A 17,598-nucleotide genomic window follows, 5' to 3' on the forward strand; every position below is an offset into this window, starting at 1 on the left:
GATCTTAGCCCCAGAGAGATCACCCCGGTGCCCGGATACCGCAATCGCGGGTTAACGGCGAGGTCATAGGATGACATGGGACTCAGGAGGGGGCGGCCAGTGGAGACCGCGGAAGAGCAACTCATCGGGCCACTGCTTCTCGCGCGGGGGACCATCGACCGATCCTCGGCGCTGCGGGCCGACGAGCGGTGGCTGGAGCGCGCGTGGTCCGACCCCGCGACGAGGGTGCTGGTGATCGACAACGGCCATACCCTGGTGCGGCGATCGGGAGACGACGTCCAGGCCGTGCTGTTCACGGCGCAGGACGCGCCCCCTGGGCAGCGTTACCTGCTCGGCGTCGAAGACGGGGTCGCCTACTTCGCGGTCGCCGCGCCGCTGCCCGGCGTGTCCAAGGGCGACGTCAACGGCCGCCTGACCGTGCCGATGAGCCTGCGCGACACCCCCGAGGGCGAGCCGGTGCCGGCCGGGCTGCGCCAGGCCGGCGGCCTGCTCGGCGACCGCGACGCGGGCCTGCTGGTCTACGCCGTGGCGCTGGAGGCGTGGCACTCGACGCACGAGTTCTGCCCGCGCTGCGGCGCACGCACCGAGGTCTCGGCGGGCGGCCACATCCGGGTCTGCCCGAAGGACGCGAGCCAGCACTTCCCGCGCGTCGATCCGGCCGTCATCATGCTGATCCGCGACGCCGACGACCGCTGCCTGCTCGCCCGCGGGCCGCAGTGGCCGGAGGGGCGGCTGTCCATCCTGGCGGGGTTCGTGGAGCCGGGGGAGTCGCTGGAGGCGGCCGTCGTCCGCGAGGTGGCCGAGGAGGTCGGCATCGCCGTGGCCAACCCGCGCTACCTCGGCAGCCAGCCCTGGCCGTTCCCGCGCAGCCTCATGCTCGGCTTCTTCGCCGAGGCCGTCACCACCACGCTCGTGCCCGACAGGGACGAGATCGCGGAGGCGCGCTGGTATTCGCGGCAGGAGCTCACCGCGGCCCTGGAGTCGGGTGAGCTGCGCCTGCCGCCTCCCGTGTCGATAGCCCGCCGCCTGATCGAGACCTGGTACGGCGGCGAGCTCGTCGGCGACTGGTGAGTCCGGTCAGGCTGCTTCGAGCAGCGCCTTGACCTCGCGCGCCGAGGGGTTCGTGCGGACGACCCGGCCCTTCGGCGTCTCGATCACCACGGTCGGCACCACCTGGTTGCCGTTGTTGACGCTCATCACGAACTCCGCGGCCGCGGGGTCGCGCTCGATGTCGATCTCATCGAAACTGATCCCCTCGCGGGCGAGCTGGGACTTGAGCCGCTTGCAGGGGCCGCACCACGTGGTGCTGTAGACCGTGAGCGCCATCTCGGGGAATCCCTCCAAGGTCAGGAAATCAGGCGATCCGTGCAACAACGCCGTGTGCCTGGTTAATCCCGGTTCTTACCCGATGCGTTCGGCGATCCACGCCTGCACCCGCTCGGCCACGCCGGGCTCCCGGTAGAGCGGCGAGCTGTGGTTGATCCCCGGCACCGTGACCACGTTCACCGGCACCCCCACCTGGCCGAGCATCTTCTGCAGCAACTGGCTCTGCACCGGCGGCACGAACTCGTCCTTGGAGTGCACGGTCAGCATCGGCGCGTCCTTGGGGCTGGCGTGCCAGGCCACCTCCATGCTGGCCCAGATCCGCGAGCACTTGCCCTTGGGCGCGCAGCCGCCGGCCACCTTGATGGCGGCGGTGCGCAGCCTGCGCTTGTCGGGGTCGGGGCTCTTGTCGCCGTCGGCGTAGGCCCGCAGCGGCGAGATGATCGGCGACAGCCCGACCACGCCCTTGAGCCCGCTGACGCCGTTGCCGTACGTCCCCACCGCCGCCGCGATGTGCCCGCCCGCGGAGAAGCCGACCAGCACGTAGTTACGCGGATCGAACGACCACCTGGCCGCGTGCTTGCGCGCCACCGCGATGGCGGCCAGCGCGTCCGTGCGCTGCGCGGGCCAGGCCGCGTCACCAGACAGGCGGTAGTTGAGGTTGAAGACGGTGTAGCCCAGCTCGGCGTAGCTGCGGGTGATCTCCCGCATGTACTTCTTGTCGCCGCTGGACCACCAGCCGCCGTGGATGAGGAAGATCCCGGGCCGGTTCTCGCCGTCGGTCGTCCACCACACGTCCATGCTCTGGCGGTGGTGAGATCCGTACTTCACGGTCTCTGCCGCCAGCCCGTCGAACCCGTCGTCGATGATGGAGCTGCTCGCCGTCGGGGCGGGTGTGGGCTCCTTGATCGCGCTCGCGTTGCTCGCGGTCGCGGCGACGGGTGTGAGCACAACGGCTGCGAGCGCGACAGCGCTCACGGAAACCGCAGTTCGCACGGCCTTCCTTTCCCCCATGCAGATGGTCGGCCCCATTGTGGGGGAAGAGACCAGTTCTTCGCATCCGGCAGACTAAGAACATACGTCGGCCCGCATGTTGCCAGAATAAGGTGCCGCACCGCCAGCGGCTGGGAGGATGTACGGGTGAACAACGCGGACGACGTACTGATCGGACTCGATCCCGAGCAGCGCGCGGTCGCCGAGGCCGTGCGCGGACCGGTGTGTGTGCTGGCAGGAGCGGGGACCGGCAAGACCAGAGCGATCACCCACCGCATCGCGTACGCGGTCCGCAGCGGCGTCGTCGACGCGCAGAGCGTGCTGGCTGTGACGTTCACCACTCGCGCGGCGGGCGAGCTGCGCCAGCGGCTGCGCGCGCTCGGCGCGCCCGGCGTCCAGGCCCGCACCTTCCACGCCGCGGCGCTGCGCCAGCTCACCTACTTCTGGCCGCGCGTGATCGGCGGCGACGCGCCCTCGATCATCGAGTCGAAGCTGCCCGTCCTGGCCGAGGCGTGCCGCCAGCAGCGCAGGACCCCCGAACGCTCCGAGCTGCGCGACATCGCCGCCGAGGTCGAGTGGGCCAAGGTCACCCAGGTCGGCCCCGAGGACTACGTGGCGGCCGCGGCCAAGCACCACCGCACGCCGCCGATCCCGGTCGAGGAGCTGGCCCGGCTTTACGAGGCGTACGAGCAGATCAGGCGCGAGCGCCACCTGCTCGACTTCGAGACGATCCTCGAACTGACCGCGGCGGTGATGACCGAGCACCGGGAGGTGGCGGCGCAGATCCGCCAGCAATACCGCTACTTCGTGGTCGACGAGTACCAAGACGTCAACCCGCTGCAGAAGCTCCTGCTCGACACCTGGCTCGGTGGGCGCGACGACGTCTGCGTGGTCGGCGACCCCAACCAGACCATCTACTCCTTCACCGGCGCCAGCCCGCGCTACCTGACCGGGTTCGCGGTCGAACATCCCGACGCGGCCGTCATCAAGCTCGTGCGCGACTACCGCTCGACCCCTCAGGTGGTCGACCTGGCCAACCTGGTCATCGCCAAGGGCAAGTCCCCGCACCGCCTGGAGCTGGTGGCCCAGCGCCCCGACGGGCCGCGGCCGGCGTTCTCCGACTACGACGACGAGCCGGCCGAGGCGGCCGGCGTGGCCCGCGCGATCAGGAAGCTGCTCGACAAGGGCGTGCCCTCGCGCGAGATCGCGGTGCTCTTCCGGGTCAACTCCCAGTCCGAGGCTTACGAGGAGGCCCTGTCCAAGGCCGGCATCCCCTACGTGCTGCGCGGCGCCGAGCGCTTCTTCGAACGCCCCGAGGTGCGTCAGGCGGTCGTGCTGCTGCGCGGCGCCGCCCGCTCCGTGTCGGGCGAGCCGCTGGCCTCGGAGGTCCACCACATCCTGGCCGGCGTCGGCCTGACCCCCTCGCCTCCCGGCGGCGGCAAAGCCAGGGAGAAGTGGGAGTCGCTCAAGGCCCTGGCCGACCTGGCGGAAGACCTGGCCGCCGAGGGGGCCGACCTGCCCGCGTTCGTGGCCGAGCTCGAACGCCGCGCCTCCGAGCAGCACGCGCCGCCCGTCGAGGGCGTCACCCTGGCCTCGCTCCACGCCGCCAAGGGCCTGGAGTGGGACGCCGTCTTCCTCGTCGGCGTCACCGACGGCATGCTGCCCATCATCTACGCCGAATCCCCTGAGCAGATCGAGGAAGAACGCCGTCTCCTCTACGTGGGCGTCACCCGCGCCAGGGAGCACCTGTCGATCTCGTGGGCGCTGGCCCGCGCGCCCGGCGGGCGCAAGAGCCGCCGCCCGTCCCGCTTCCTCGACGGCCTCACGGGCCGCGCCGCGACCCCGCCGCGCGCCGCGCAGGCCCCGCGCGAACGCCGCCAGGTGGCCGCGCCGGTCAGCTGCAGGGTGTGCGCGAAGACGCTGGTGGCCGCCACCGAGCAGAAGCTGGGCCGCTGCTCGACCTGCCCCGCCGACTACGACGAGGCGCTGCTCGAACGGCTCAAGGCGTGGCGCACCACCATGGCCAAGGAGGCGAAGGTGCCCCCTTACGTCATCTTCACCGACGTGACGCTGCAGGCCATCGCCGAACGCGCGCCGGCCACGGAGCAGGAGCTGCGGGCGATCCCCGGGGTCGGCAAGGTCAAGATCGACCGTTACGGCGAAGCCGTCCTGTCGCTCTGCCACGCGTAACGCCCGCGACATCGGGACCGGCCATGATGAGGTCGGGACGGGTCGCGTTCGAGTGCTTTCGTGCGACACGTCAGACTTGACGGTCGTAAGACACGTCAGACTGGCTTCGTCCGGCGTTTCGGATTTGGCCGCGTCCTGCGGCACATATGCCAGGACCGGAGAAGAGCACGAGGGGACCGACACGTGAACGAGGCGCTCAAGGAGCTGCTCGACCTGCTCGACCTTGAGCAGATCGAGCTCGACATCTTCCGCGGCAGGAGCCCGGAAGAGCGCATCCAGCGCGTCTTCGGCGGCCAGGTGGCGGCGCAGGCCCTGGTGGCGGCCGGCCGTACGGTGCCCAAGGACCGCCACGTCCACTCCCTGCACGCCTACTTCATCCGGCCGGGCGACCCGTCCGTCCCGATCGTCTACAACGTCGACCGCCTGCGCGACGGACGCTCGTTCACCACCCGCCGCATCGTGGCCGTCCAGCACGGCAAGGCGATCTTCACGATGTCCGCGTCGTTCCACATCGTCGAAGAGGGCGTGGCCCACCAGGCGTCGGTGATGCCCCAGGTGCCCGACCCCGAGACGCTGCCGACGTTCCAGGACAAGATGTACGAGCTCGTCGGCGACCACCCGGAGCTGCGCGACTGGCTCTCGCGGCCCAGGCCGGTCGACTCCCGTCACGCCTCGCCGCTCACCTGGGAGGCGTACCAGAACCCGGAGCTGCGCAGCTCCCGTACCAACGTGTGGTTCCGCTACCACGCCGAGCTGCCCGACGACCCGCTCCTGCACGTGGTGCTGGCCGCGTACGCCTCCGACTTCACCTTGGTCGACACGATCCTGCTGGCGCACGGCATGGCGTGGGGCGCCTCCGACATCGTCGGCGCCTCGCTGGACCACGCGATGTGGTTCCACCACCCCTTCAGGGCCGACGACTGGCTGCTCTATGCTCAGGAGTCGCCGTGGTCCGCGGGGGCCCGGGGGCTGGCGCGGGGCGAGATGTTCACCGCGTCGGGTGAGCTCGTGGTCTCCGTGGTTCAAGAGGCCATGATTCGCCTCGCGAAGTGACACGAAATCGCAGGTAGAAAATATGTTGCCCCTTCCCGGCTTCCCGGTTTAGGGTCATGGTCAAGCGAGTCGGACAGTCCTGTTCCGACGATCCCGAGAGTGGAGGTGGGTCACTGTGATCAGCATCAAGATGCCAGTCACGCCGTGGCTCGCCTTCGCATGCCGTGACTCGGTGAGTCTGGCCGATGGCCCCGCCAAGCCGCGGCAGGAGAAGTCTGCCCGTAGCCAGGCCGCCGCCTTTTACGCGCACGCCTATGCCGGTGTCGCCGCCGAGCAAGGTGCTCCTGTCTACAGCGCACGTATCGAACTGCCGGCCAACCAGCTCACCAAGGGTGGACTGCGCGGTCCGCATCCCTGGAGGGATGCTCCGGTCATAACCTGACCGGCAGCAAAAGCCTCCAGGCCGCGGATCCGCAGACAGGATCCGCGGCCTTCTTGTTTGTCCGTGATCCCCGACCACCCACGAGGTGCCCGAACAAGATCAAAAAGATCGATCAAAGGAGAAAGCAGATGGGGGCGAAGACGATCATGGACCTGATCGACGAAGCCAAAATCCCCTGTCGTACCGACCCTGACCTGTGGTTCGCCGAGTCGCCGGAGGACGTCGAGTTCGCCAAGGCACTCTGCGGCGGCTGCCCGATCCAGGAGGCCTGCCTGGCCCGCGCGCTCGAGCGCGAGGAGCCTTGGGGCGTCTGGGGCGGCGAACTGGTCCTCAGGGGAACCATCGTTCCCCGCAAGCGTCCGCGCGGGCGTCCCCGCAAGCACCCGGTCGCTGCCTGACCACCACGCACCAACGCACGACACACAGAAAGCGAACTGAACCGATGAACGCACGACCGTCGAGGAGCCTCACCGTGCCGGATCTTATTCATGACCTGGTAAACGACCGAATACAAACCCTCCACCGCGAAGCGGCCGAACAGCGCCTCATCTTGCGCGTCAGCCGCGTGCAGCGGGCGCGGCGCGAGGTCAAGCGGGCGAACGACCGCCTCCGCAAGGCCCTGAGCCGCCAGATCTGATCGAGGAGATCCTGCCGCCGGCGTAGGATCTCCCGCACAGATCGCTCATGAGAGAGCCGGGCGCAACCAGCGCCCGGCTCTTTCTCTGTCCGATGGGGAACGGTTCCCAGCGGGAGGAACACTTCGTGAACAAGCCGCACCAGATCGAGTTCCGGACCGATCCCCGGCAGGGGCCCGGCGCCCTCATGGAGATCGTCATCGACGACGTACCCCTGCTCGACCTGGTCCGAGAAGCCGAACTCCCCTTCGCCCGCCAGGAACAACTCGAACGCCAGGCGGACTTCGCCCCCGAACCGGCCCCACTGCTGGCCGGCGACTACCAGGGCTTCCCCCGCGACCGCTTCGGCTGGCCGAGCCGCCACTACCTGGGCGAGCGGGAGCAGACGGCCTGCAACCAGGAGGACGACGAGACCATGCTGCTCGGGTGCCCGTGCGGCATCGCGGACTGCTGGGCCCTGCTGGCCAGGATCGAGATCGACGGCGTGGTGGTGCGCTGGTCGGGCTTCCGCAACAACCACCGCGACTGGGACCTGACCGGTCGCCTCGGCCCGTTCGTCTTCTCCCGCCGCCAGTACGAACACGCCCTCCACACCACCGCCCCATCCCGTCACCAGCACCCGGCCCCCACTCCGCCACTCCTCACCGGCCTGCGCCTGGTCCCCGTAGTGGACACCCTCTCCGGCCTCCTCGACCACCTCCCTCCCCAAGCCCCACCCGCGCCTACGGTCCTTCTGGATTCGGCCGACCACGCCTCACCCGCGCCCACGGCCTCGTCGGATTCGGCCGGGCACGCCCCACTCGCACACGCCGCCCTCTCGAGTTTCGGGGAGTACGTCCCGCCCCCGGACCACTCCGAGGACAGTGCGTCCTCGGTTCACCTGAGCGAGGATGCCCTACCCTCGGACCACCTGTCCCAGGACGCTTCGCCTTCGACGGGGGAGCCTCTGCTCCGGGACAGCCCGGCTACCGACGAAGATCTCCGCAACGCGTACTGGACCGCCAAGGTGATCGCGGCCGGCTTTCCGGCTCCTATCCCAGGTCACCGCCCCGAATCCTTGATCCGCCTGTCGGACTTCTTCGCCGAAGGCCCACTGATGACCCTGCTCCGGGCCGCCCTGCGGCGAGACTTCGCCGAGTCCGAGTCCGAGTCCGAGTCCGAGTCCGAGTCCGACACCGACACGTCACTTCGACCCCCTGGTAGCGCCGGCAACGTCGGCAACCCACGAGAAGTCGCACTTCCCTCACCACCGGACTGCGCCACTGATGAGCTGTCCGATGTGCGACGACACCTCGCTCACGACGCCGACGCCGCCATCGATCGCATCAGCCCCCTGCCAGGCGGATACCTGCTACTAGGGGAAGACGGCACGATCGTGTCCCCAGGCTGCTGCAGCGACCTGACCGATGTCATGAACTGGGGCAACGCCGCCTGCCACACCGACACCTCGCCGTGCATGGTGTGGGTCGGACACCCCTGGGTGCACGCCGCCGCAGACGGAGACACCCTGCTCCTGACCGGACCAACCGAAGGCGACCCCGGCCCTGAACTGGGCTGGCTCCCCAGACGCGAACTGGCCCAGGCCGCAGAGGTCGCCGCAGCGGAGGTCCGCTACTTCGCCCGATGCCTCGAAGCCGCCTGCACCCGCCTCCTCGGCGAGGACCACGCCACCGCCGTATGCAACGCCCTCCTCGGCGACGCCTGGCTACGCACCGGCACCACCTAACTCACCCAAACACACCCGCCCGCCACGACCCCGACCACAGGATCGCCCGACACAGGATCGCCCGACCCTGGGATCGCCCAACCACGCGGCTGCGCGAGCCCACCCAGGGCCCGACTCGCGCGACCCCGGCCATCAGACGTCCCGACACGGGTCGCGCGAGCCTAGACACGGCGAGACTCACGCGGATTCATGATCGAGCACGCAAGCTCACCAGGCCGCCAGCCTCCACAAGGTTTGCCGGTACCGGGCTCGCCCGGCCGCCTTGGGCCCCCTGGCGGCATGAGCCCTGCGGCGGCATCGGGCCTGCCCGCGTCAGCCCCAAAAGGTCGTCAGCCCCAGGACCGCCAGCCCCATCAGGCCCGCCAGCGGCGTGAGGCCCGGCCGCCGGTATGAAGGCCGGGCCCGCCGCCGGAAGCTCAGCCCGTAGGGCGAACCGGACGCCGCGCGGACACCACGACCTCCCCATCCACCCCCTCCGCCGACCAGAGCCGCGCAGCCATCCACGCGACCCCGATCCCCGCGATCACCAGCCCCCCGAGATAAACCGGCAGCGGCACCACACTCCGCAGCGCCCCGGGCACCATGCCCCCGGCGTACAGCAGCACCGCCATCACCGGCATCATCCCGCTCCTGACCGCCGCCGCGCTGAAGGTCAGCACCCCCACCAGCAGGACGATCGACGTGACCAGGAACGCCCGCCCGGTCCCACCGGCGAGCAGCCCGGTCACGGTGCCGCCGCCGAGGTACGGGAAGACGAAGTGCAGCGTGTACTCGATCGCGAACGCCCCGGCCAGCCCCGCCGAGTTGAGCACGTACCCGACGAGCCCGAGGGCGCCGGCCGTACCGCGAATGAGCAGGTAGATGCCGGTGATCGCGAGTAACCCCGCAAGGGCCGCGAACGGTGCGATGGCATGCGTGAGAGCCGTTTCCGGCAGAAGCCCGGCGCGACGGGCGGAGTTGACGACGAGCAGCACGGCGCAGAGGAACCCGGCCGCCGCGGCGGCCCGATGAACGCTCATGTCCCGATTCCCTTCTCGACCTCTCGGTCCTCTTTGGTAGTGATAACGCTTGTTATGATGAGCGTTATCGACCGATATGGTGAGAGGGTGCCGAGAGCCGTAAGCACCTCGAAAGAACTCGGCGCCCTGCGCCAGGACCTGCTCGACGCGGCCATGCGCGTGCTCCGCGAGCAGGGCGCGCTCCACCTGACCCTCCGCCGGGTGGCGGACGCCGCCGGCACTTCGACCATGGGCATCTACACCTGCTTCGGCGGCCGCGCCGGCCTCCTGGAAGCGATCTACGAGTACGGCTTCCGCCTCCTCCACGAGGCGATGACCACCTCCATGGACGGCCACGCGGACCCGCTGGCCCGCATCATGGCGGTGGCGTACGGCTACCGCCGGTTCGCCCGGGCCGACCCGGCCCTGTACGCGCTCATGTTCGAGCGCCCGCTGCCCGACTTCGACCCTTCTCCCGAGCAGCGCCACGACGCCCTGCGCCTGTGCTTCGACCCGCTCACTCTGGCCGCCTCCGCCGCCGCGCAGGAGGGCCTCATCCGATCGACGGACCCGCAACGCGCGGCCTACCTGGTGTGGACCACGATCCACGGCCTCGTCAGCATCGAGCTCACCTGCTCCCTGCGCACCCCGCTCCCCGGCTGGTTCCTGAACTCGGAGCAGGATGGCGAACGCATCCTCACCGCCGGCGTCCAAGCCCTCCTCTCCGGCCTGACCTGAACCCCGGTACGGGCGAGCCGAGAACAGCCGTACACCGGGACGGGTCCCAACGCCGTACCGGATCAACGACACCGTGACTGAGCCGACGGCGACGTCCGGTGTTGATGGAGGGGCGTGAACCCGGCTTCCTGGTTGGGTCACGCTGGTCCGGTGTGATCGGCCCTGCCAGGACTGACCGGTGGTGGATGCGGATCGGTCGCGACCGCAGCGATCAGGAACGCAGCGCAGTCGTGGCGGATCGGAGCAGCTGAGCGAGGCGGTCGCGTTGGCTGCTGGGCCAGGAATCGAAGCGCGTGATCAGGGTGGTGTCGATGGCCTGCTGGAATTTCCTGGTAACCGCCTCGCCCTCGGGAGTGAGGTGCACGCGGATCATCCGCCGATCGTCGGGGTCGGGTTCACGGGTGAGCAGGTCGCGTCGCCGCAGCCGGTCGACCAGGCCGGTGATGTTGGTCTTGTCGCAGTGCAGCAGAGTCGCGAGCTCGCCGAGGGACGGCTGCATGTGCTGGGCGAAGCACAGGAGTTGCGCTTGCTGGGGAGTCAGTCCCAGTTGGCGGCTGGCCGTGCTGAACAGGCCGTCGATCTCCATGTAGACGCCGATCAGCGTCTCGACGAGTTCGTCATCGGGTGCGGCGGCCATGCCACGCAGTCTACTCCCTGGACAGTTGACACTCTCGACCAAATTAGTCGATGCTGTGGACCATCCATAGAGTCGACCAATTGGAGAGTTCATGCGTACCGAGGATCGGGTCGCGGTCGTCACCGGCGGATCGCGCGGCATCGGACGGGCGATCAGCGACCGGCTCGCCGCGGCTGGGATGCGCGTCGTCATCGGCTCCCGCGACCAGGAGACGGCCGCGCGGGCGGTGGACCAGATCAAGAACGCGGGCGGGCTGGCCACCGCGGTCCGCACGGACATCACCCGCCCCGAGACGGTCAGGGAGTTGTTCGATGCTGCCGAGCGCCAGTACGGCCGGGTCGACGTATGGGTGAACAACGCCGCCACGGCGACCGGCGGCCCGCTGGCCCGCGCCACCGATGCCGACTTCGGCCAGTTCTTGCAGGCCAACGTGCTGGCCACGTTCGTGGCACTGCGCGAGGCCGCGCAACGCATCCGCGACCATGGCCGGATCATCCTGATCTCTTCCGCGCTGACCGTATCGCCGCTGCCCGGCATGGCGCTGCTGGCCGCCGGCAAGGCCGCCGGTGATCAACTCGCCCGTACGCTGGCCTGGGAGGTGGGTGCCAGATCCGTCACGGTCAACAGCGTCCTGCCCGGATTGACCCGTACCGACGTCCTCGACACCGTGCCCCCGCACGTCATCGACGACGCCAAGGCCCGCACCCCGCTGGGCCGCCTGGGCGAACCGGCCGACATCGCCGACGTCGTCGCGTTCCTGGCCTCGGACGCCGCCCGCTGGATCACCGGCCAGAGCATCAACGCCGCCGGTGGCATGATCTGACGAGCCGGACGCCGCACGATCCCCAGACCCCGGCCAGTACGGCTCACAAGTTGGTTACGCGATCACGGTGATGGTGATCGCCAGCGTGGACCGACCGGGACGGCGTGCCGGGGACCAGGGCCTGCGCCGTGAAGAGGGCGCTGGCCGGCGGGGCAGGTGCGAGCATTTACCCCGCCGACCAGCCATTGAGCTGTCCACCCCCGCGCACCCATCAGGCTCGTGCGGAAGTTCGAGTACCTGACGGGACGGGCGGATCGGACAACTCGGTCAGAACACCGGCCACGTGCGTGCCCGACTCGCGATCACGACAACATCCGCAACCGCTCGCCGGAGTCGCACACTCAGTGCCCGGTGATGCAGGAGAGGGCGCCGACCTCGACGGGTGCGCCCGAGTACGACGGATCGATGATGGCGGTGACCTTCCCCGCCTTGGAGATCAAGCACTCACCGGTGACGTTCGGATCGGCGATGGCGTTCGCGACCGGCGCGGCAACCCCCGGATCGACAACGGCACCCATGACCGGGGCAGCGGCCGGCGGACCATCCGCAATCCCCATCTGGGGCGATGTGGTGGCGGTTGTTCCAGCTGTGGCTGCCATCGCGACCGGGCCAGCGAATGTTCCACCTGTACGCGCCCTCGGGATTCACGCTGGTGGCACGTGTACTGCCTGCGAACGCCATCAGAGCCGGTCTGGTGACGATGGTCTTGCCTATGCGCACCCTCTTAGCCGGGTTGATGGTGCGTGCGCTGACTTCGGACGTCATCGGGGCCCGGGTGGTGGCGGACGTCCTGCCTGTGTGCACCCCCAGGATCGGGCCGGTGGTCGGCGCACCGCCTGTGAGCATCAGTGGGGTCGGAACGGTGACGAGCGCCCCGGCCGTGGACGCCATCGCAGCCGGAACGGTGCCGAGCGAGCCGGCCATCACCGCCGAGCCGATCACCACAATTGGCGCGGCGACCACTTTTGCGGCGGGGTGTCCCAGTGAGCGTGCGCCCACCAACGCGGCGGCGAGCGAACCGACGATCATCAGCGGCCCGATCCACCCCAGCGGCCTGATCCCCGCCAACGAGCCGATCTCCGCGAACGCAGAGATCCCCGCGAACGAGCCGGCCCCCGCGAATGTGGCGGCGCTCACCAGCACGGCCACGCCCGCCAGTGAACCAGTGACCACTCGTGTGGTGGCGCCCGTCAATGAACCGGCGACCACTCGCGCGGCGGCGTCCACCAGTGAGCCGGCAACCACCCGCGCGGCGGCGACCACCGGGCGAGCTGATCGATGCATGAGGCGTCTCCGAAGGAATCGTTACTCTTCGAAGTCATATCATTACACAGAGTGGCACTAGTTCAACGCTGGGTCTCCAAAGTCTCACGTATCTCACCTTGGGCCGTGCTCCAGGAGGCTGGCTTGGCGGCAGCGCGACCAGCAACGAAGGAGAGGGCAGCGTGAGGCGAAGACCGCGGGTGACGGCGCGACGGGGGAGGAGCCGAGCCGGAGGAAGGCGAACCGGAAGGAGCCGCGTTGGGAAGGTCGAGCTGGAGGAAGTTGGGCCGGAGGAAGTCGAGTCGAAGGGACCTGAGCCGGGTCAGCCGATCGCCAGCGGTTCGTCGTCGGAGTTCGCATCCGGGTCAGGGTCGTCGGCGAAGCCCGGGACCCAGCGGATCACCTCGTCGCGAAACCGGGCCGTGGTGCCGAGCTGGCAGAGCACGCCGATGCCGGCCGCGTGCACCCGGTGGATGAGCACGTACGACGTCGGCAGGTTGAGCTGGCGGATCACGTTGGTCGGCCGGAGGTCCGTGACGCTGGCCGCCTGCTCCTGCAGCCACTCCCGGCTGAACGTGAACTCCTCCACGGCGGTCGGCTCCACGTACGGCGCGAGGAAAGCGCGCAATGCGTCGGCGTCGACCTCGATGTCCGGCCGGATGAAGCCCTCCTGCCGCAACCCCTCCGTGACGGTGGCCATGTCGCCCTGGTTGAAGATGCGGGTGAGCTTTCCGAACGCGGGCGGATAGCCCTCGGGCAGGCGGTTGACCGCGCCGAAGTCGAGCACGCCGAGCTTGCCGTCGGCCAGCATGCGGAAGTTGCCGGGGTGCGGGTCGGCGTGCAGCATCCCGACCCGTGCGGGGGAGCAGAACAGGAACCGTACGAAGAGCAGTCCGGCCTGGTCGCGTTGTTCCTGGGTGCCCTCGGTGATGATGCGCGACAGGGGCGTGCCGTCCATCCACTCCGTGACCAGCACCATCTCGTTGGCGGCCACCACGTCGGGCACGTGGAAGTCGGGGTCGCCGTTGAACTCCAGGGCGAACGCGTGCTGGGCCTCGGCCTCCCTCAGGTAGTCGAGCTCCTCCGCGATCCGCTCGCGCAGTTCCCCGAGCACGGCTTTCATGTCGAGGCCCGGCAGCAGCGCGCCGAACAGCTTGCCCAGCCGCGCGAGCTGCGCGAAATCGCCGAGCAGGGCCTTGCCCGCCCCCGGGTACTGGATCTTGACGGCCACCTCCCTGCCGTCGTGCCACACGGCCCTGTGCACCTGGCCGATGGAGGCGGCCGCGGTCGGCTGGTCGTCGAACGACAGGAAATGCTCGCGCCAGCCGTCGCCCAGTTGCTCGGTCAGCACCTTGTGCACCGTGGACACGGGCAGCGGCGGGGCGGACTCCTGCAGCTTGGTGAGCGCGGCACGGTAGGGCCCGACGACCTCCTGCGGCAATGCCGCCTCGAAGATCGACAGAGCCTGGCCCAGCTTCATCGCGCCGCCCTTGAGCTCGCCGAGAACCTTGAAGACCTGCTCGGCCGTACGCTGCTGCACCTCCTGCGCCACGATCTCCGCGGACTTGCCGCCGATGCGCTTGCCCAGCCCCAGGGCGGCGCGGCCCGCGAAGCCGAGTGGAAGGGTGGCCAGTTTGGCCGAACGCGTGACAGCGCGGCGCGGAAGATCGTTCACACCGATGCGCGGAACCTCGTCGAGATGCCGCTTCCCCCCTTCGTGGTCGTCTGAGCACGTCAGTCGCGGTTGGGTGCCATGACCATTCTTAGCGAATATGGGTTACTTCGCATACAACGACATTGCGGATGTACCCTCCACGATCGCCTTTTCCATTGCCAATCAGGCGTTACGTCTACTGTGCCATTGGTCACAGATGACTCCTTACCGTCCAGGTAGGCGAGTGCGTGACCGGTCGCCGCGGCCGCCACGGCGGTGGCCAGCGCCACGTCGCAGGCGATCTCACCGGGCGGATAACCGCCCAGCCGGGCGGTGACGATCGGCCAGTGGGGATCGTGGTCCCGCCGGGTGAGATCGAGGCAATGCAGGCACGCGGTCTCTCCGGGCAGGACCAGCGGACCGACACACCCATACCCCTCGAAGGCGGCCACGAGGAGGTGGGGGATGCGCAGCGTGTTCAGCTCGTTGACCAGCACCGTGTCGAGAGGGCCGACCTGGGCCAGGACGACGAGATCGGGCCGATCCCACTTGTCCCCGAGAAACGGCCCACCGGCGACGACGTTCGAGGTGGGCTTGTGGTTCGAGGTGGGTTGGTGAACGCCACCCTTCGAGGCTTGAACGACATCAGACCGGCTCTCTCGCCGCCCAGAGCCGCCCATCGGTCCGGTTCCGGTCCCGGTTCTGCCGGAGTCGGACGCGTCCCGTCGTGCGGGTTCGGCCTTGCGCGCGGTCCTGGTTCCGCCCGACTCCGGTCCGCCGACCCGCCTGGTCCCGGGCGAGTCGATGTCCTTTCGCCCGGTCCCGGTGCCAGTCCCGCGCGGGTCGGTGCCCTGTCGCTCGGTTCCGGTCCCGCCCGGGCCGGTGCCGCTCTCTCGCCCGGACGTGGGGCTGTGCGAGTCGGCCCTGGTCCCGCGTGTGTCCAGGGTCGTTTCGCGGCTGTCGGACGTGCCCCCGCGCGGGCTCTGGGCCGCCCCTTGGGTGTCGGATGTCGCCCCGCCTGGGTTCCGGGCTGCTCCGTGAGTGTCGGACGTAGCCCCGCGCGGAGCCTGGGCTGTAGGGCGTGGGGCGGCAAACGTTCCGCGCGCGTTGGTGACCCCGCGCGTGGTGGGAGTTGCACGCATGGTGGTTGTCCCGCGCGTGCTCGGTGCGACTCCTCGCAGACCGGGACCAGGGCGGGGGCCGGGGTTCAGGCCGGGGGCGGCGTCGGGGCCTGGGGTGGGGGTGGTGTTGCGGCGGTTCGTGGGGGTGGTGAGGGTGGGGTAGACGGCGGGGCTGGAAGGAGTGCGGTTGGTGGTTTGGGGGTTGCGGGGTCGCCCGGTGGTCTCGTCGGGGCCGTGAACAGCTGCACCCGGCGTGGCGCCGCCTGAGGTGATTCTGTTGGCTGCGGCGACCGCCCCCACCTCCCTGGGCAGGCCCACCTCCGCCCACGTCAGCCCGCCCGGGGTGAGGTCGGCCGGCTGGGTCGTGCCGGGGTCGAGGACTCGGATGTCGCCCACGCCGGCCGCCGCCAGCAGGGCGACGACCTGGGCGCCGATGCGGCCGGCGCCGTAGACGCGTACGCGCGATCGTCTGCGGCGTTCGAAGTGGGCGATCATTCCGTCGGGAGCCGTGGAGGCGAGGTCGAGGGCGTCGAGGTCTGGTTTGAGGCGGTCTCTCTCGGCCAGCGGGAGCTCGCGCAGAGAGCCGGGGCCGGCGGCGGCGTCGTGGAGGGCGCCCTGGGCGGCGAGCTGGTCGAGCAGGGCCCGGGCGCGCGTCGCGTCGAGCCCGGCACGAGCGGCGTCGCGAAGGACCGCGTCGAGGTCGCGGGTGCCGTCGAGGCCCTCGATCCACTGCCGGACGGGTCTGGTCAGGCCGCTCAGCATGACCGCCCGCAGCGGGTGGACGCCATATTGCAGGGTCTGCTCGTCGCGGAGGAGGTGCCGGAGGATGGGCTTCACGCGTGGCCTCATGGCGGGAAGGTTTCCATGCCGGAGCAAGATCCCGAGCGGGTTCGGCGACGGCTGTGGATAACCGCCGGAATTGATGAAAGCGCCTGTGGACGAAGCGAAGCGAAGCGTTGATCCGTAGAAAAGATCATTCCTTCAAGGGGTCTCTGGAGGCCGCCGCCTCTCCTGCCGCGATGCGCGATCATCGACCTGCGTGACGAACGCCGGCAATCATCGACCTGCGTGACGAACGCCGGCAATCATCGACCTGCGTGATGAACGGCAGCGATCATCCTCAAGCGATGATCATCCCTACATGAAGATCATCCTCAAGTGATACGACCACACGTGATCACCGCAAAGCCTTATGCCGTACGTGATCACCGCCAACCGCCAGGCCCCGACATGATCACCGCCAAGCGTTACGCTTCCCGGCATGGACGAGCTCTTGGTTGATCGTAAAGACGACGGAGTCGTACTCATCACCCTCAATCGCCCCGACATGCGTAACGCGATGACCGACGCCATGACCGCCCGATGGCGCGAAACCATGTCCGAGCTGGCCACCGACAGAGACGCGAGGTGCCTCGTCGTCACGGGCGCCGGCACGGCGTTCTCCTCGGGCGGTGACCTGTCGTGGATTGGCGAGCGCGGCGCGGAGGCCGTGCCCCGGCTGCGTGAGCGCATGCTCGCCTTCTACCGCACCTGGCTGATGATCACCGACCTGGAGATCCCCACGGTCGCCGCCGTCAACGGCCCGGCCGTCGGTGCGGGGCTGTGCGTGGCGCTGGCCTGCGACCTCGTGTACGCGGCCGACGACGCCAAGCTGCTGGCCCCGTTCACCTCGCTGGGGCTGCACCCGGGCATGGCCGCCACCTACCTGCTGCCGCGCAGGGCGGGCGCGGGGCTCGCGCGGGAGATGCTGCTGACGGGCCGCAGCCTGTCCGGAACGGAAGCAGCGGCTAAAGGGTTGGTAAATCAATCTTTCCCGAAAAATGACCTAATGTCGGAAGTAGGCGGCATCGCCGCGAAGATCGCTCAGAACGCACCCATTGCCACAAGGCTCACCAAAGTAGCCCTCAACCAAGACCATCAAGACCTGGAAGCCGCTCTGAGGTGGGAATCCTTGGCCCAGCCCGTGACCATGGCCTCCGCCGACATGATGGAGGGCCTCACGGCACATCGGGAAAGGCGCATGCCCAAATTCACCGGCTCTTAATCATCTGACCAGCAGAAA

The 17,598-nt window shown here is 69.3% G+C and carries 17 protein-coding genes; 10 read left to right on the plus strand and 7 right to left on the minus strand.

Going from position 1 to position 17,598, the window contains the following annotated elements:
• The first annotated feature begins 75 nt into the window (after positions 1-75).
• Positions 76-1,071, plus strand: a complete 996-nt coding sequence (nudC, locus tag AB0C28_RS36435; protein ID WP_358080168.1) for an NAD(+) diphosphatase — start codon at positions 76-78, stop codon at positions 1,069-1,071.
• 6 nt (positions 1,072-1,077) lie between these two features.
• Here the strand turns inward: nudC and AB0C28_RS36440 are convergent, their stop codons facing one another.
• Together AB0C28_RS36440 and AB0C28_RS36445 are read right to left on the minus strand one after the other, a co-directional pair.
• Positions 1,078-1,326 carry a mycoredoxin gene (locus tag AB0C28_RS36440; protein WP_106240949.1) on the minus strand — a complete coding sequence of 83 codons (249 nt, stop codon included), beginning with the start codon at positions 1,324-1,326 and terminating at the stop codon, positions 1,078-1,080.
• A 75-nt stretch (positions 1,327-1,401) separates the two neighbouring features.
• The gene (locus AB0C28_RS36445) at positions 1,402-2,274 is read right to left on the minus strand and encodes an alpha/beta hydrolase (RefSeq protein ID WP_357854596.1); all 873 of its coding nucleotides are present in this window, start codon (positions 2,272-2,274) and stop codon (positions 1,402-1,404) included.
• Between the two features lie 189 nt (positions 2,275-2,463).
• On the opposite strand from AB0C28_RS36445, the gene AB0C28_RS36450 reads away from it, so the two are divergent.
• The 6 genes from AB0C28_RS36450 (at position 2,464) to AB0C28_RS36475 (ending at position 8,302) form a co-directional block, all read left to right on the plus strand.
• Entirely contained in the window at positions 2,464-4,506 is a 2,043-nt protein-coding gene (locus AB0C28_RS36450; RefSeq protein ID WP_358080169.1) for an ATP-dependent DNA helicase UvrD2, read from the plus strand.
• A 183-nt stretch (positions 4,507-4,689) separates the two neighbouring features.
• Complete coding sequence (locus AB0C28_RS36455; protein WP_357854591.1) at positions 4,690-5,559, plus strand: acyl-CoA thioesterase II; 870 nt, start codon at positions 4,690-4,692, stop codon at positions 5,557-5,559.
• Positions 5,560-5,674: 115 nt separating this feature from the next.
• Complete coding sequence (locus AB0C28_RS36460; RefSeq protein WP_357854588.1) at positions 5,675-5,941, plus strand: hypothetical protein; 267 nt, start codon at positions 5,675-5,677, stop codon at positions 5,939-5,941.
• 128 nt (positions 5,942-6,069) lie between these two features.
• Positions 6,070-6,339, plus strand: a complete 270-nt coding sequence (locus AB0C28_RS36465) for a WhiB family transcriptional regulator (RefSeq protein ID WP_106240958.1) — start codon at positions 6,070-6,072, stop codon at positions 6,337-6,339.
• 74 nt (positions 6,340-6,413) lie between these two features.
• Entirely contained in the window at positions 6,414-6,578 is a 165-nt protein-coding gene (locus AB0C28_RS36470; RefSeq protein WP_346111393.1) for a hypothetical protein, read from the plus strand.
• A 125-nt stretch (positions 6,579-6,703) separates the two neighbouring features.
• On the plus strand, positions 6,704-8,302 hold the full coding sequence (locus AB0C28_RS36475) for a hypothetical protein (RefSeq protein ID WP_358080170.1): 1,599 nt from the start codon (positions 6,704-6,706) through the stop codon (positions 8,300-8,302).
• Positions 8,303-8,718: 416 nt separating this feature from the next.
• Here the strand turns inward: AB0C28_RS36475 and AB0C28_RS36480 are convergent, their stop codons facing one another.
• Positions 8,719-9,321 carry a hypothetical protein gene (locus tag AB0C28_RS36480; protein ID WP_358080171.1) on the minus strand — a complete coding sequence of 201 codons (603 nt, stop codon included), beginning with the start codon at positions 9,319-9,321 and terminating at the stop codon, positions 8,719-8,721.
• An 87-nt stretch (positions 9,322-9,408) separates the two neighbouring features.
• Between AB0C28_RS36480 and AB0C28_RS36485 the strand changes: the two genes are divergently transcribed.
• Complete coding sequence (locus AB0C28_RS36485; RefSeq protein ID WP_357854578.1) at positions 9,409-10,038, plus strand: TetR/AcrR family transcriptional regulator; 630 nt, start codon at positions 9,409-9,411, stop codon at positions 10,036-10,038.
• A 211-nt stretch (positions 10,039-10,249) separates the two neighbouring features.
• Here AB0C28_RS36485 and AB0C28_RS36490 read toward each other — a convergent pair whose 3' ends face one another.
• Positions 10,250-10,675, minus strand: coding sequence for a MarR family transcriptional regulator (locus tag AB0C28_RS36490; RefSeq protein ID WP_357854575.1), 426 nt, complete (start codon positions 10,673-10,675; stop codon positions 10,250-10,252).
• Positions 10,676-10,766: 91 nt separating this feature from the next.
• Between AB0C28_RS36490 and AB0C28_RS36495 the strand changes: the two genes are divergently transcribed.
• The gene (locus tag AB0C28_RS36495; protein WP_357854572.1) at positions 10,767-11,498 is read left to right on the plus strand and encodes an SDR family oxidoreductase; all 732 of its coding nucleotides are present in this window, start codon (positions 10,767-10,769) and stop codon (positions 11,496-11,498) included.
• Between the two features lie 444 nt (positions 11,499-11,942).
• Here AB0C28_RS36495 and AB0C28_RS36500 read toward each other — a convergent pair whose 3' ends face one another.
• The 3 genes from AB0C28_RS36500 to AB0C28_RS36510 form a co-directional block, all read right to left on the minus strand.
• Entirely contained in the window at positions 11,943-12,761 is an 819-nt protein-coding gene (locus AB0C28_RS36500) for a hypothetical protein (RefSeq protein ID WP_358080172.1), read from the minus strand.
• Positions 12,762-13,083: 322 nt separating this feature from the next.
• Positions 13,084-14,436, minus strand: coding sequence for an AarF/UbiB family protein (locus AB0C28_RS36505; RefSeq protein ID WP_357854566.1), 1,353 nt, complete (start codon positions 14,434-14,436; stop codon positions 13,084-13,086).
• Positions 14,437-14,495: 59 nt separating this feature from the next.
• Positions 14,496-16,373 carry a ThiF family adenylyltransferase gene (locus tag AB0C28_RS36510; protein ID WP_358080173.1) on the minus strand — a complete coding sequence of 626 codons (1,878 nt, stop codon included), beginning with the start codon at positions 16,371-16,373 and terminating at the stop codon, positions 14,496-14,498.
• A gap of 424 nt (positions 16,374-16,797) precedes the next feature.
• Here AB0C28_RS36510 and AB0C28_RS36515 point away from each other — a divergent pair, with 424 nt between their 5' ends.
• Entirely contained in the window at positions 16,798-17,580 is a 783-nt protein-coding gene (locus AB0C28_RS36515) for an enoyl-CoA hydratase-related protein (protein ID WP_358080174.1), read from the plus strand.
• Positions 17,581-17,598: the final 18 nt, after the last annotated feature.

The sequence above is a fragment of the Nonomuraea sp. NPDC048892 genome, assembly GCF_040649735.1.
GTDB lineage: Bacteria > Actinomycetota > Actinomycetes > Streptosporangiales > Streptosporangiaceae > Nonomuraea > Nonomuraea maheshkhaliensis.

What these genes read in the sequence shown, in the direction of transcription:
- nudC (WP_358080168.1), top strand. Translation starts at nt 76, where the DNA reads ATGGGACTCAGGAGGGGGCGGCCAGTGGAGACCGCGGAAGAGCAACTC.
- AB0C28_RS36440 (WP_106240949.1), bottom strand. Translation starts at nt 1,326, where the DNA reads ATGGCGCTCACGGTCTACAGCACCACGTGGTGCGGCCCCTGCAAGCGG.
- AB0C28_RS36465 (WP_106240958.1), top strand. Translation starts at nt 6,070, where the DNA reads ATGGGGGCGAAGACGATCATGGACCTGATCGACGAAGCCAAAATCCCC.
- AB0C28_RS36480 (WP_358080171.1), bottom strand. Translation starts at nt 9,321, where the DNA reads ATGAGCGTTCATCGGGCCGCCGCGGCGGCCGGGTTCCTCTGCGCCGTG.
- AB0C28_RS36490 (WP_357854575.1), bottom strand. Translation starts at nt 10,675, where the DNA reads ATGGCCGCCGCACCCGATGACGAACTCGTCGAGACGCTGATCGGCGTC.
- AB0C28_RS36495 (WP_357854572.1), top strand. Translation starts at nt 10,767, where the DNA reads ATGCGTACCGAGGATCGGGTCGCGGTCGTCACCGGCGGATCGCGCGGC.
- AB0C28_RS36515 (WP_358080174.1), top strand. Translation starts at nt 16,798, where the DNA reads ATGGACGAGCTCTTGGTTGATCGTAAAGACGACGGAGTCGTACTCATC.